This is a genomic window from Rhizobium atlanticum (assembly GCF_030182485.1).
GTDB lineage: Bacteria > Pseudomonadota > Alphaproteobacteria > Rhizobiales > Rhizobiaceae > Rhizobium.
This window is the reverse complement of the sequence record NZ_JAQJCJ010000010.1, coordinates 34,999-47,916: the sequence shown is the minus strand read 5'-3', so window position 1 is coordinate 47,916 and position 12,918 is coordinate 34,999. Positions and strand designations below refer to the sequence as shown.

The 12,918-nt window shown below is 62.4% G+C and carries 11 protein-coding genes and 1 pseudogene; 7 read left to right on the top strand and 5 right to left on the bottom strand.

The window, feature by feature from the left end; genetic code table 11:
• Positions 1–91 precede the first annotated feature (91 nt).
• Positions 92–2,098, top strand: coding sequence for a threonine--tRNA ligase (thrS, locus tag PH551_RS15870; protein WP_285193703.1), 2,007 nt, complete (start codon positions 92–94; stop codon positions 2,096–2,098).
• Positions 2,099–2,351: 253 nt separating this feature from the next.
• Here the strand turns inward: thrS and PH551_RS15865 are convergent, their stop codons facing one another.
• Positions 2,352–3,455: a hypothetical protein gene (locus PH551_RS15865; RefSeq protein ID WP_285193702.1), complete on the bottom strand. Its 1,104-nt coding sequence runs from the start codon at positions 3,453–3,455 to the stop codon at positions 2,352–2,354.
• Positions 3,456–3,568: 113 nt separating this feature from the next.
• Here PH551_RS15865 and PH551_RS15860 point away from each other — a divergent pair, with 113 nt between their 5' ends.
• The 3 genes from PH551_RS15860 (at position 3,569) to PH551_RS15850 (ending at position 6,017) form a co-directional block, all read left to right on the top strand.
• The gene (locus tag PH551_RS15860; protein WP_285193701.1) at positions 3,569–4,153 is read left to right on the top strand and encodes a nitroreductase family protein; all 585 of its coding nucleotides are present in this window, start codon (positions 3,569–3,571) and stop codon (positions 4,151–4,153) included.
• Positions 4,153–4,770: a flavin reductase family protein gene (locus tag PH551_RS15855; RefSeq protein ID WP_285193700.1), complete on the top strand. Its 618-nt coding sequence runs from the start codon at positions 4,153–4,155 to the stop codon at positions 4,768–4,770. Before PH551_RS15860 ends, PH551_RS15855 begins: the two co-directional genes overlap by 1 nt.
• A gap of 116 nt (positions 4,771–4,886) precedes the next feature.
• Entirely contained in the window at positions 4,887–6,017 is a 1,131-nt protein-coding gene (locus tag PH551_RS15850) for a DUF2336 domain-containing protein (protein WP_285193699.1), read from the top strand.
• Here PH551_RS15850 and PH551_RS15845 read toward each other — a convergent pair.
• Positions 6,014–6,433: a hypothetical protein gene (locus PH551_RS15845; RefSeq protein ID WP_285193698.1), complete on the bottom strand. Its 420-nt coding sequence runs from the start codon at positions 6,431–6,433 to the stop codon at positions 6,014–6,016. The genes PH551_RS15850 and PH551_RS15845 overlap by 4 nt on opposite strands.
• 129 nt (positions 6,434–6,562) lie before the next feature.
• Between PH551_RS15845 and PH551_RS15840 the strand changes: the two genes are divergently transcribed.
• Positions 6,563–7,021, top strand: coding sequence for a GNAT family N-acetyltransferase (locus PH551_RS15840; protein WP_285193697.1), 459 nt, complete (start codon positions 6,563–6,565; stop codon positions 7,019–7,021).
• Between the two features lie 18 nt (positions 7,022–7,039).
• Here the strand turns inward: PH551_RS15840 and PH551_RS15835 are convergent, their stop codons facing one another.
• The 3 genes and pseudogenes from PH551_RS15835 to parE all read right to left on the bottom strand — a co-directional run bounded on the left by PH551_RS15835 (position 7,040) and on the right by parE (position 10,895).
• Positions 7,040–8,242 carry an AI-2E family transporter gene (locus tag PH551_RS15835; protein WP_097599332.1) on the bottom strand — a complete coding sequence of 401 codons (1,203 nt, stop codon included), beginning with the start codon at positions 8,240–8,242 and terminating at the stop codon, positions 7,040–7,042.
• A gap of 115 nt (positions 8,243–8,357) precedes the next feature.
• A pseudogene (locus PH551_RS15830) lies at positions 8,358–8,540 on the bottom strand (esterase-like activity of phytase family protein); the annotation flags it as partial.
• 282 nt (positions 8,541–8,822) lie between these two features.
• Positions 8,823–10,895 carry a DNA topoisomerase IV subunit B gene (gene parE / locus PH551_RS15825; protein WP_285193696.1) on the bottom strand — a complete coding sequence of 691 codons (2,073 nt, stop codon included), beginning with the start codon at positions 10,893–10,895 and terminating at the stop codon, positions 8,823–8,825.
• Positions 10,896–11,115: 220 nt separating this feature from the next.
• Between parE and PH551_RS15820 the strand changes: the two genes are divergently transcribed.
• Both PH551_RS15820 and tpiA read left to right on the top strand, forming a co-directional pair.
• Positions 11,116–12,015, top strand: coding sequence for an alpha/beta hydrolase (locus PH551_RS15820; protein ID WP_285193695.1), 900 nt, complete (start codon positions 11,116–11,118; stop codon positions 12,013–12,015).
• A 127-nt stretch (positions 12,016–12,142) separates the two neighbouring features.
• A complete protein-coding gene (tpiA, locus tag PH551_RS15815; RefSeq protein ID WP_097599334.1) occupies positions 12,143–12,913 on the top strand; it encodes a triose-phosphate isomerase in 771 nt (256 codons plus the stop codon).
• Positions 12,914–12,918: the final 5 nt, after the last annotated feature.

Here is a 12,918-nt window from a genome sequence, read left to right as displayed (position 1 = left end):
CCTGAGTATCAGGCGGCAGCGCCTCCCGCTTGGGTGTCGCGTCATTTCAACCACCCGCATTCGTTGGCGGGACTGGACAAGGAGAATTTCGATGTCCCAATCCGTTTCCCTGACATTTCCCGATGGCTCCGTGCGCAGCTTCCCGGCTGGCGCAACCGGCAGGGATGTCGCCGAATCCATTTCCAAGTCGCTTGCGAAGAGCGCCGTCGCCATTGCGATCGACGGCGCCGTGCGCGACCTTTCCGATGCCGTGACCGACGGCAGGATCGAAATCATCACCCGCAAGGACCCCCGCGCGCTGGAGCTCATCCGCCATGACGCCGCGCATGTGATGGCCGAAGCGGTGCAGGAACTTTGGCCCGGCACTCAGGTTACGATCGGCCCGGTCATCGAGAACGGCTTCTATTACGACTTTGCCAAGAACGAGCCCTTCACGCCCGACGATCTGCCGAAGATCGAAAAGAAGATGAAGGAAATCATCGCCCGCAACGCGCCGTTCACCAAGCAGATCTGGTCGCGCGAAAAGGCCAAGGAAGTCTTCGCCGCCAAGGGCGAACAGTACAAGGTCGAGCTTGTCGATGCGATCCCGGAAGGGCAGGATCTGAAGATCTATCATCAGGGCGACTGGTTTGATCTCTGCCGCGGCCCGCATATGGCCTCCACCGGCCAGGTCGGCACGGCCTTCAAGCTGATGAAGGTTGCCGGCGCCTATTGGCGCGGCGACAGCAACAACGCCATGCTGTCGCGCATCTACGGTACGGCATGGGCCGACCAGGCCGATCTCGACAATTACCTGCATATGCTGGCGGAAGCCGAAAAGCGCGATCACCGCAAGCTTGGCCGCGAAATGGACCTGTTCCACTTCCAGGAAGAGGGCCCGGGTGTCGTCTTTTGGCACGGTAAGGGCTGGCGTATCTTCCAGACGCTCGTCGCCTATATGCGCCGTCGGCTTGCCGTCGATTATGAAGAAGTCAACGCGCCACAGGTGCTCGATACGTCGCTCTGGGAAACCTCCGGTCACTGGGGCTGGTATCAGGAAAACATGTTCGGCGTAAAATCGGCGCATGCGATGACGCATCCCGACGACAAGGAAGCGGATAATCGCGTCTTCGCGCTGAAGCCGATGAACTGCCCCGGCCACGTGCAGATCTTCAAGCATGGCCTGAAGTCCTATCGCGAGCTGCCGATCCGTCTGGCGGAATTCGGGCTGGTGCATCGCTACGAGCCTTCGGGCGCGCTGCATGGATTGATGCGCGTGCGCGGCTTCACCCAGGACGATGCGCATATCTTCTGCACCGACGAGCAGATGGCCGCCGAATGCCTGAAGATCAACGACCTGATCCTGTCGGTCTATGAAGACTTCGGATTCAAGGAAATCGTCGTCAAGCTTTCCACCCGTCCGGAAAAGCGCGTCGGCTCCGACGCCCTCTGGGATCGCGCCGAAGCCGTCATGACCGATGTGCTGAAGACGATCGAGGCTCAGTCAGAGGGCCGCATCAAGACCGGCATCCTGCCGGGCGAGGGCGCCTTCTACGGTCCGAAGTTCGAATATACGTTGAAGGATGCGATCGGCCGCGAATGGCAATGCGGCACGACGCAGGTCGACTTCAACCTGCCGGAACGCTTCGGCGCCTTCTACATCGACAGCAACTCCGAAAAGACGCAGCCGGTGATGATCCATCGCGCCATCTGCGGCTCGATGGAACGCTTTCTCGGCATCCTGATCGAGAACTTCGCCGGCCATATGCCGCTCTGGGTGTCGCCGCTGCAGGTGGTGGTTGCAACGATCACATCGGAGGCTGATGCCTACGGGCATGAAGTGGCCGAGGCGCTGCGCGAGGCCGGTCTCAACGTCGAGACCGACTTCCGCAACGAGAAGATCAACTACAAGATCCGCGAGCATTCCGTCACCAAGGTTCCTGTCATCATCGTCTGCGGCAGGAAGGAAGCCGAGGAGCGCACGGTCAACATCCGCCGCCTCGGCAGCCAGGACCAGGTTTCGATGGAGCTTGACGCCGCCGTCGAGAGCCTCACCCTCGAGGCCACGCCGCCCGACATCCGTCGCAAGGCCGACGCAAAGAAAGCCAAGGCGGCGTGAAAATAGGGGGAATACGACAGCGCCGGCTTCGGCGCTGTCGGAAATTTCTTTCGCGAAGGGCAGCCGCCCGTGCGCCTCCTGTCTGCACTTCCAGATCTTCCTGTCAATGAATGAAATCCGCGCCTAGCGCATCGGACGATGCGTAGATGCAAAATGATAGCGTCCTTTGCGCGTCTGATCAGACGCGCGGCGCTGCAGAGCGCCGGCCGATCGGCTTGATCGCTGGCACGCCGCAGAAGCGTGCCTGGTAGAATCAATCCAGGCTGGCGCCGTCGCCGCCGCCCTGCGGCACGAGCTGTTCGTAGGAGGGCAGAGGCTCCTCCGGAGCCGACTGGACACCCGGAGGCGGCGGCGTGCCGGCCGGCGCCTGCTGCACCGTACGGGCCGCCGGGCTCTCGGGCTGCTGCGGCTCCTGGTCCTTCATCAGAACCTCTACATCGGTATTCCGGCCGGCAACCACTGTAAAATCGCGCTGATAGATCTTGTCCTTGTTGCGGGCGATGGCAGAATATTCGCCTTCGGCAAGGACCATGGTCGGAAAGGCGCTGACGCTTTCGCCGACACTGTCGCCGGCGGCAGTCAGGATCGACCAGGCCGTGTCGGCAATCGCCTCGCCGCCGGCTTCGGAGACCAGCTTGAAGGTCATCTGGGCGGCGCGGTGCTGGATCGTTGCCTCTGTGAGCTTGCCGGCCTCGACCTGGATGTCGGCTCGAATGACGGCGTTGACGCTGCCATATTCGGAAACGATGTGATAGGTGCCGGCATTGAGGCGCACGACGGTGTTCGGCGAGACGTCGGCCATGACGAGACCGCGCTCGCCATCGTCGCGCACTTCCGAGGAATAGATCGAGAAGCTCAGCTGGTCGGGGCGGATGCGGGCATCAGTGCCGGAGACGGCATTGAGCAGCAGGCCGCCGGCATCAAGGACCATCACCTGCTTGTCGACCTCGCCGTCAGCAGGCACGGTCAGCTTCTTGGTGACACCGGCGCGGCCGAAGGAGACATTGACGAAATAATCGCCCGGAGCGAGCTGGAAGGCGGCGGGTCCGCCCTTGGCGCTGGCGATCAGCGGCAGCTTGCCGTCGGCGCCGGCGATCGGGCTGAAGACATACCAGGAAAGGCCATCCTCGACAGGCGTACCGTCGGTCGTCAGTTTGGCTTCCATCGCGACGTCGCGCAGCTTGGCGCCCTCAGGCGCGGCGCCGGGCGCGATGAAGGCATTGAGCTTAGGCATCTTCGACGTCGAGTCGAGCTGTTTGAAATCCTTGAAGGCATCCTGCGCACCGGCGCCGAGGGGCATCAATACCATCAGGGCGATGGCGAGGCCGATGCGTGCAAGAGGCGAAATGCCAAACATCTGTTTCGTGAACCGATTGACTTCTGAAATTGCAAAGGCCACTTCAAGACCAACGCGATGGCAAATTCAAGACCCACGCTTTGCAGCAGCATAAAAATGAAAGTTTCTCCCGCATGAAATCCGATATCAAGCTGATCGATTACCTCGCCGTGCGCCGTTCCATTCCCGCTTTCCAGATGTGCGAACCGGGCCCGGAAAAGGCCGAGATCGAAGAGATCCTGCGGCTTGCTTCGCGCGTTCCCGACCACGGCAAGATCGCTCCCTGGCGCTTCATCGTCTATCGCGGAGATGAGCGTGCGCGGCTCGGCGAGGAGCTTCTCAAACTGGCGCTCGAGGCAAAGCCGGACCTTTCCGCAGAGATGATCCAGGTCGAGCGCACCCGCTTCACGCGCGCGCCCGTGGTTGTCGCCGTCGTCAGCAAGGCGGGGCCGCACATCAAGATCCCGGAATGGGAGCAGGTCATGTCGGCGGGCGCGCTTTGCTTCAACGTCATTCTTGCCGCCAATGCCAACGGCTATGTCGCCAACTGGCTGACGGAATGGTTCGCCTATGATGAGCGCGCCCATCCTCTGCTCGGCGTCGGTCCCGGCGAAAAGGTGGCGGGCTTCATCCATATCGGCTCGACGACATTCCCGGCGATAGAGCGGCCGCGGCCGGAGCTTGCCGATACCGTGACCTGGGTCGGGGGAGCGGGCTGATGTTCTACACCACCGGCAGCAACCGGCATGGCCTCGCGCACGATCCCTTCAAGGCGATCGTTTCGCCGCGGCCGATCGGCTGGATCGGCAGCAAGGGCAGAGACGGCTCGATCAATCTTGCGCCCTATTCCTTCTTCAACGCTGTCGCCGACCGGCCGAAACTGGTGATGTTTTCTTCCGCCGGTCGCAAGGACAGCCAGCGCAATGCGGGGGAAACCGGCGCCTTCACCTGTAATTTCGTCAGCCGCGATCTCGCCGAAAAGATGAATCTGTCCTCGGCGGCGCTGCCCTACGGCAACAGCGAATTCGATTTCGCCGGGCTGACGCCGAAACAGTCCGAACTGATTGACGCGCCCTATGTCGGCGAGGCTTACGCCGTGCTCGAATGCAGGGTCACCGAAATCATCGAGCCGAAAACGCTATTGGGCGCGCCGTCTGAAAACGTCCTCGTCTTCGGCGAGGTGGTCGGCATCCATATCGACGAGGCGATCGTCAGGGACGGCCGCCTCGACATGTCGATCGCCCGCCCTGTCGCCCGCATGGGCTACATGGATTACAGCGAAGGCAGCGATGTTTTCGAGATGTTCCGGCCGCAGATACCAAAGGCGGGAGCCTGAAGGCAAGGCATGGAAAGGCTTAAGAAATATGGTGAACCAATCTTAAACCTTTTGTCGCTACGGTCACAGCATTGAATGAAACGCGAAGGAATCGCGTTCAAGCACTGGGGCGTCGCGTGATCGTAGAAGCTTTCCTTCGTTGGATCGAAACGGCCAAGACCGGTGATCGGGCCCGGGCCGCGAACGCACTCGGTCGAGCCTATCTGCAATCCGAGATGAGCGGAGAGGAGCGGGCGGCAGCCGAAATGGCGATGACCTTTCTTCTCGATGACCCGTCGCCGCGCGTGCGGCTTGCACTGGCCGAGGCGATCGCCTGGTCACCCGACGCACCGCGCGGCCTGATCCTTTCGCTCGCCGCGGACCAGCCCGAGGTTGCGTGCCACGCCGTTACCTGTTCGCCGCTTCTCAGCGACGCCGATCTCGTCGACCTCGCCGCGCGCGGCAATGGCGCCACCCGCATGCTGATCGCGGCCAGGGCCCATGTCACGCGCCCGGTCTCGGCTGCACTTGCGGAGGTCGGCGATGAAGACGAAGTGCTCTGCCTGCTCGAAAACGATGGCGCGGCCATCTCCAGCCAATCGTTGAAACGGATCGCCGAGCGGCTTGGCGATTGCTGCGATATTCGCAACCTGCTGCTCGACCGCAGCGATCTTCCGGCCGATGCCCGCCAGCTGCTCACCCAGCATGTCAGCAATGCGCTGGTCGGCCTGCCGTTGGCGCAGGCGGCGATCGGCCTGCAGCGGCTCCAGCGCATCAGCCGCGAGGCGACCGAGGCAGCCATCGTTTCGATCGCCGGTGATATCGCGCCGCGGGAGATCCCGGATCTCGTCGAACATCTGCGCCTCAACGGCCGCCTGACGCCGTCCTTGCTGATGCATGCGCTCTGCGCCGGCAAGCTGGACTTCTTCGCTGCTGCAATCGTCGATCTGACAGCGTGCAGCGAGCGCAGGGTGCGCTCGATCCTGGCAACCGGGCGCATGCACGCGGTTCGCGCCGTCTACGAATCTGCCGGCCTGCCGAGGGATATCAGCGTGATCTTCGTCGAGGCGACGCTTCTGTGGCGCGAGGCCGCTCGAAGGGCGCCGGGCAGCATGCTGGGGACCGTCGGCGGCCGTCTTCTCGAAAAATTCCGCCATCACCATGGCGCACACGGCGCGGCCGGTGAACTGCTCGACATGGTCGAAAAGCTTCATGTCACCGAGCAGCGCCAAACGGCCCGCGTCTATGCGGCGCTTGCGGCGGCTTAGTCGTTCAGCCGGGTCACCACCCAGGAATAGCTGGTGGATACGAAATGCACGGGTTTGGAAAGCGTCTCCCTGACGTCCCGGCCGGATGGCAGATGTGCGCGGACCTGGCCGGCGATGTTTTCAGCAAAGCCGGCGAGGCCTGTCGGTTCTTCGGGTGCCACAGGAGCGGTGTCGGCCGCGGCGGCAGGCAAGGGCGCCGGTTTCGGCGGTTCGGCGGCGGCCAGCGCTCTCGGCGCCTCGCACACGGCGATGACAGAGGGATAGCTGACATTGGCATAGGCCTTGAGCCGACGTTCGGCTTCGGCATCGCAAGCGGCAACGGTTTCCCAGCGTTTGTCGACCGTCGCGACATAGCTGCATTGACTGACGGAATCGTCGCAACCGAGAATGGTCATTGCGATGAGCACCGCTTGCATATTCTGCCTCCTTGGCTATTGAACCTTGAGATCGCCTTAGACGGCGCAATTCCAACCGAAACAAGGCGAAGGCATTAACTCTTCGTCATGTCGCAAAATTTGCGCCAACCGCAAACATTGGAAACCATCATGTCCGTCACTATCGCCCAGGAGCCGCCGCGTCAGGACGGCGTCATCCGCCTTCTCGATCTTTCCGACGCCTATGCAGCGTCGCTCTATCCCGCGGAGAGCAACCACATGGTCGACCTCTCCTTGCTGGAGAAACCTTCGGTAAGCTTCTTCGTCGCCCGCAATGAGGGGGCAATCGTCGGATGCTGCGCGCTGGTCGAGGCCGGCGACGGCACGGCGGAGATCAAGCGCATGTTCGTTGACCCGCAGGCGAGGGGATTGAAGATCGCGAGCGGATTGATGAATGCGCTGGAGGCGATCGCGGGGGAAAAGCGGCTGACGGCGATCCGGCTCGAGACCGGCATCCACCAGCCGGAGGCGATCGCCCTCTACCGCAAATACGGATACCGGGAGATAAAGGCTTTCGGCACCTATCTTCCGGATCCGCTCAGCCTGTTCATGGAAAAGCGGCTGGGATAGCAGCCTGCGAAGGCAGGTTCAGCCTTCGGCGACGCGTGGGATCGGTTTCGCCGGCGGCGCCTGTTCGTCGATGACGATCTGCGGCACCCTTTCGCTGCTCTCGGCGTTGCGGGCCTCGTGGATCCATTCGCGCCAGATGGCGACGATCAGCGCCATCAGCACCGGACCGATGAAGAGGCCGAGAAAACCCATCGTCTTGACGCCGCCGATAAGGCCGAAAAAGGTCGGTAGGAAGGGCAGCTTGATCGGCCCGCCGACGAGCTTCGGTCGCAGCGTCTTGTCGACGATGAAGAGCTCGACAGTGCCCCAGACGAAGAGGCCGATGCCGGCGACATGCGAGCCGCTCGCCAGGAGATAGATGGAGACGAGCGTGAAGGAGAGCGGCGCACCGCCGGGTATCAGCGCCATCACCCCCGTGAGCACGCCGAGCGTTACCGGCGACGGCACGCCGGCGATCCAATAAGCCACACCGAGCACAATGCCTTCGCCGATCGCAATCAGCGTCATGCCCATGACGGTGGAGCTGATCGTTGCCGGGACGACGCGGGAAATGCGTTCCCAACGGTTCGGCAGGATGCGCTCGCCCAGCATGTCGATCTGCTTGGAGAAGGAGAAGCCGTCGCGATAGACGAAGAACAGCGCGATCAGCATGAAGAGCAACGTCAGGAGAAGATGGAAAGCGCCGCCGCCAGCTGCCAGCACGGCGCGATAGATGTTGCCGATATGAGCGCCGCTGATCGCCTGAATGAGTTCGCCGAGCGCGCCGGGACTGCCGACATATTTGGTCCAGAGATCATCGAGATAGGGGCCGGCAAACGGCAAGGCGACGATCCAATCCGGTGTCGAGGCGCCGGCGCGGTTGGCGTGGATCGCCCACGCGAGCCAGGTGCGCACTTCGCCCGTCGTATAGGTGACCGCGAGCCCGATCGGGATGACCAGGAAGGTAAGGATCATGAGGATGGCGATGGTGGCGGCGACCGTCGTATTCCCGCCAACGCGGGCAAGCAGCTTGCGATAGAGCGGCCAGCTGGCAAAGCCGATGACCAGGGCAGCAAGCACCGGCACGAGAAAACCATAGAAGAAATAGACTCCAGCGGCGACGACCAGTACTAGCAGCCAGCGCGCCGCAGAAATGGAGGGAATCAGCGGCGTGCGCGTCGGCGCCGACGGCCCCAGCCATCGCGGCTCATGATTGGTTTTCTGACGGTCGAACACACCCACGCGCGCCTCTTCTTATTGTTGTACTCTGGTTATGGGCCATGAACCCGGCGGTTTCAAGGTGCGCACGGTGAAAGCCCATACAAAGCGTCGCAGTTCGACCATTCGAAACCGTATCTTACTGTTGCGACCGGCGGAGAACCTTGAAGGCGTAGAATTGCGACTTCTGGCTTGTCGAGAAATTATTGTCGGAGCTGAGGATGAGAACGTCGGTACCGTCCCGGGCCTTGCCGAGCGACATCGCCCCGCTGTTGTCCGGGACGAGACCGATTGGCGTCAGATCGAGAACCTGGCTCTCGCGGGGCAGGCACTTCGTAGGTGGCGCCGACCGTTGCGGTGCTGGACAGGAGAACGAAAACGGAAGTCGCGGCAAATCGCTTCGTCATGGCAAGATCCGGCAAGGTTGAAAACGATTCGAACCGACGCACCCACCATTTCCTGGAAAGGTCGCGCGCCGTCCGCTTCATGCGCCGGTTCTTTGACGGAGTTGTTACGGTTCTTCGTCAGTTCCGTGAAATCGCTGATGCTAAAATGCGGCGCGCCGGGCGTATCAGTCAGATCGCTCGGCGCGCCTTACACGTGTTTAAATATCGAGGTTTTCGGCGAAAGCCGCGCGCTCCTGGATGAAGCGGAAGCGGGCTTCCGGCTTGGTGCCCATCAGATCATCGACGGCGCTGCGGGTGCCTTCGAAATCCACCTCGTCGATCAGCACCCGGAGCAGGGTGCGCTTGGCCGGGTCCATGGTGGTTTCCTTGAGCTGGGCTGGCATCATTTCGCCGAGACCTTTGAAGCGGCTGATCTCCACCTTGGCCTTGCCCTTGAATTCCGTCTGCATCAGCTCGGCGCGGTGATTATCGTCGCGCGCATAGGCGGATTTCGCTCCTTGGGTGATCTTGTAGAGCGGCGGCACGGCGAGGAAGAGATGACCGCCACGCACCAATTCCGGCATTTCCTGATAAAAGAAGGTGATGAGCAGCGAAGCAATGTGAGCGCCGTCGACATCCGCATCGGTCATGACGATGATGCGCTCGTAGCGCAGATCTTCCTGCCGGTATTTCGAGCGCGTGCCGCAGCCGAGCGCCTGGATGAGATCGGCGAGCTGCTGGTTGGCGCCGAACTTCTCGCGGCCGGCGCTGGCGACGTTCAGGATCTTGCCGCGCAGCGGAAGGATCGCCTGGTTGGCCCGGTTGCGCGCCTGCTTGGCCGAACCGCCAGCCGAATCGCCCTCGACGATGAAGAGTTCGGCGCCTTCGGCGGTGTTCTGCGAGCAGTCTGCAAGCTTGCCGGGCAGGCGCAGCTTGCGCACCGCCGTCTTGCGGTTGACTTCCTTTTCCTTGCGTCGGCGTAGGCGCTCCTCGGCGCGCTCGATCACCCAGTCGAGCAGCTTGGCCGCCTCGTTCGGATTGTCGGCAAGATAGTGGTCGAAGGGATCGCGCAGCGCGTTCTCGACGATGCGCTGGGCCTCGACCGTCGCAAGCTTGTCCTTGGTCTGGCCGACGAATTCTGGCTCGCGGATGAAGACCGACAGCATGCCGACGGCCGAGATCATCACGTCGTCGGTGGTGATCTGGGCAGCGCGCTTGTTCTGCGTCAGCTCGGCATAGGCCTTCAGGCCCTTGGTCAGTGCGATGCGCAGGCCTGCCTCATGGGTGCCCCCTTCAGGCGTCGGGATGGTATTGCAATAGGAATGCACCTGCGGATCGCCTCCATACCAGGTGATCGCCCATTCCATCGAACCGTGGCCGCTGGCCTTCTCGGTCTTGCCGGCGAAGATTTCGCGGGTGACGGTGAATTCCTTTCCCATCGTCGCCTGGAGATAGTCCTTGAGACCGCCGGGGAAATGGAATGTCGCCTTGTCGGGCACCTCCGACCCTTCGGGCAGTACGCCAGGCTCGCAGCTCCAGCGGATCTCGACGCCGCCGAAGAGGTAGGCCTTGGAGCGCGCCATGCGAAAGACGCGGGCGGCTTCGAACTTCATGTGCTCCCCAAAGATCTGGGGGTCGGGATGGAAGCGCACGCGCGTGCCGCGTCGATTGTGGACGTCGCCCAGTTCTTCGAGCCCGCCTTGCGGCAGGCCGCGGGAAAAGCGCTGGCGGTAGAGCTTGCGGTTGCGCGCCACCTCGACTTCGAGGAAGTCGGAGAGGGCATTGACGACCGAGACGCCCACGCCGTGCAGGCCGCCCGAGGTCTCGTAGGCCTTGCCGTCGAATTTGCCGCCGGCATGCAGTTTGGTCATGATGACTTCGAGCGTCGACTTGCCGGGGACCTGCGGATGGTTCTCGACCGGAATACCGCGGCCGTTGTCGGTGACGGTCAGATAACCCTGCAAATCGAGATGCACTTCGATGAAATTGGCGTGTCCGGCGACCGCTTCGTCCATCGCGTTGTCGATGACTTCGGCGAAGAGGTGATGCAGCGCCTTTTCGTCGGTGCCGCCGATATACATGCCCGGGCGCATGCGCACTGGCTCGAGGCCCTCGAGAACGCGGATCGACGAGGCGCCGTAATCATCCGCGTTGGAGGCGACGGAGGCGGGACGGGGAGAGACGGGCTGTGCAGCTGCCTGCGCACGCTCGGGCGCGGCCGCAGGCTTCTGCGCCTCCTCGCGTTTTTCAGAAAGAGGCAGTCCGGAAAAAAGGTCGTTGCTGTCGTCCATGGAGCCGTTCAGATCTTCGTCCTGTCTTGGGTCTGGCTTGGCACTTGCATCCGCCGCCGACCCAAAATCACCGCATTTCATGTCACGTTTGCGAATCAGGCAGATTCTGCCAGAAAGCGCCGCGAGACGCGACACCGCCGCATTGGCGGGGTTTTGACACATGATTTGCGTTGCCGGGCGCGGAATGGCAAGCGGCGGCAGGCTTCAGGAAACCATCCGCATGCGAATGTCCACAAGTGATTACACCGTTATATCAGCAATTGCGGCCTTTTTCTTGTCAGCAGCCGTTCTTTCCGCCGGCGGACCGGCGCGGGCGGCCGACACCCTGCCGCCTTTCAAGGACGATCTGTTTTCGAAGCAGACTGTGCTCCAGACGAGCGACGGCGGCGCCTCCGAGGTTATCGATTACGACGAGATGCGCGATATCAACGACCGCGACCAGATCCCGGAGAAGCGGGCGCAGCAGAAATATGTGTCTCTCGCCATCCGCAAGGCCCAGGCGGACGAAACCCTCTCACTCGACGGCGTCAGGCTCGATGTCACCAGGGTGGGACCGGCCCAGAATGCTGCCTTCACGGTGATTTTCATCCACGGACGCGATGGCGACCGCCGGCTCGGGGCCAATGATTACAGCTTCGGCGGCAATTTCAACCGGCTGAAGAACCTCGTCGCCGGTAATGGCGGCGTCTATTATTCGCCGACAGTCAGGAGTTTCGACAGCAACGGCGTTGCCGCGATCGAAGGCCTGATCCGTTATGCCAGCGCGCAATCACCGGGCCGGCCCATCGTCCTTTCCTGCGCCTCGATGGGCAGCCAGATTTGCTGGGGCATTGCCCGTGACGGCGACAGCGTCAAGCGGCTGAAGGGCATGCTCGTCATGAGCGGTGTCACCGATCCCGATTTCACCAGGAGCGCGTTTTACAAGGCGAAACTACCGCTCTGGTTCGCTCATGGCAGCCGCGACCCGGTCTATGCCGCCGTCGACCAGCAGGCGCTGTTCGAGAGCCTGCGAAAGGCGAAATATCCGACGCACTTCACGCTGTTTCAGACCGGCAATCACGGAACGCCGATCCGGATGATCGACTGGCGCAGGGTCTTGAACTGGATCCTTGCGGCTTAACGGGCGTTTTCCGGCAGAAATATGCTCGAGATCGCGGAGATTCCCGTTACGTCAGGGGCATGATGCTTTTCTTTGCCGCAAGCTTTTGATAATGCGGCCGGGGATATGAAGTTTGTGGAAGGCCGGCATGACACCTGACGTGCGCCCGCTGGTGGCGGGAAACTGGAAAATGAACGGCACGCGTGCCTCGCTCGATCAGATCAAGGCGATCGCCGAGGGCGTTCGCCCGCCGCTCGCCGACAAGGTCGAGGCGCTGATCTGCCCGCCGACGACGCTGCTCTACGTGGCAACCGCGCTCTGCACCGACAGCCCGCTTGCGATCGGCGCGCAGGACTGCCACCAGAAGCCGTCGGGCGCGCATACCGGCGACATCTCGGCCGAGATGATCGCCGATAGCTTCGGCACCTATGTGATCGTCGGCCATTCCGAACGTCGCACCGACCACGCAGAGACGGACCATCTGGTGCGCGCCAAGGCGGAAGCGGCTTTCGCCGCCGCGCTCACAGCGATCATCTGCATCGGCGAGACGGCGGCCGAGCGCCGGGCCGGGCAGGAGCTCGACGTCATCAAGCGCCAGCTTTCCGCCTCTGTTCCCGATGCCGCAACCGCCGAGAACACAGTCATCGCCTACGAGCCGATCTGGGCGATCGGCACCGGGGTCACGCCGACATCAGGCGATGTCGAAAAGGCGCATGCCTTCATGCGTGCGGAGCTCGTCTCTCGCTTCGGCGATGAAGGCCGCAAGATGCGGCTTCTCTATGGCGGCTCGGTTAAACCCGCCAATGCCGGAGAACTGCTGGGCATCGCCAACGTCGACGGCGCGCTGATCGGTGGAGCGAGCTTGAAAGCCGCCGACTTCCTCGCCATCTACCGGGCTTATGAGGCGCTGCTCGCCTGACGCGT

Bases quoted from the DNA above. Each gene is read 5' to 3' on its own strand.
- PH551_RS15860 (WP_285193701.1), top strand. From the start codon at position 3,569: ATGAAATCCGATATCAAGCTGATCGATTACCTCGCCGTGCGCCGTTCC.
- PH551_RS15820 (WP_285193695.1), top strand. From the start codon at position 11,116: ATGCGAATGTCCACAAGTGATTACACCGTTATATCAGCAATTGCGGCC.
- parE (WP_285193696.1), bottom strand. From the start codon at position 10,895: ATGGACGACAGCAACGACCTTTTTTCCGGACTGCCTCTTTCTGAAAAA.
- PH551_RS15855 (WP_285193700.1), top strand. From the start codon at position 4,153: ATGTTCTACACCACCGGCAGCAACCGGCATGGCCTCGCGCACGATCCC.
- PH551_RS15840 (WP_285193697.1), top strand. From the start codon at position 6,563: ATGTCCGTCACTATCGCCCAGGAGCCGCCGCGTCAGGACGGCGTCATC.
- tpiA (WP_097599334.1), top strand. From the start codon at position 12,143: ATGACACCTGACGTGCGCCCGCTGGTGGCGGGAAACTGGAAAATGAAC.
- PH551_RS15865 (WP_285193702.1), bottom strand. From the start codon at position 3,455: ATGTTTGGCATTTCGCCTCTTGCACGCATCGGCCTCGCCATCGCCCTG.
- thrS (WP_285193703.1), top strand. From the start codon at position 92: ATGTCCCAATCCGTTTCCCTGACATTTCCCGATGGCTCCGTGCGCAGC.
- PH551_RS15845 (WP_285193698.1), bottom strand. From the start codon at position 6,433: ATGCAAGCGGTGCTCATCGCAATGACCATTCTCGGTTGCGACGATTCC.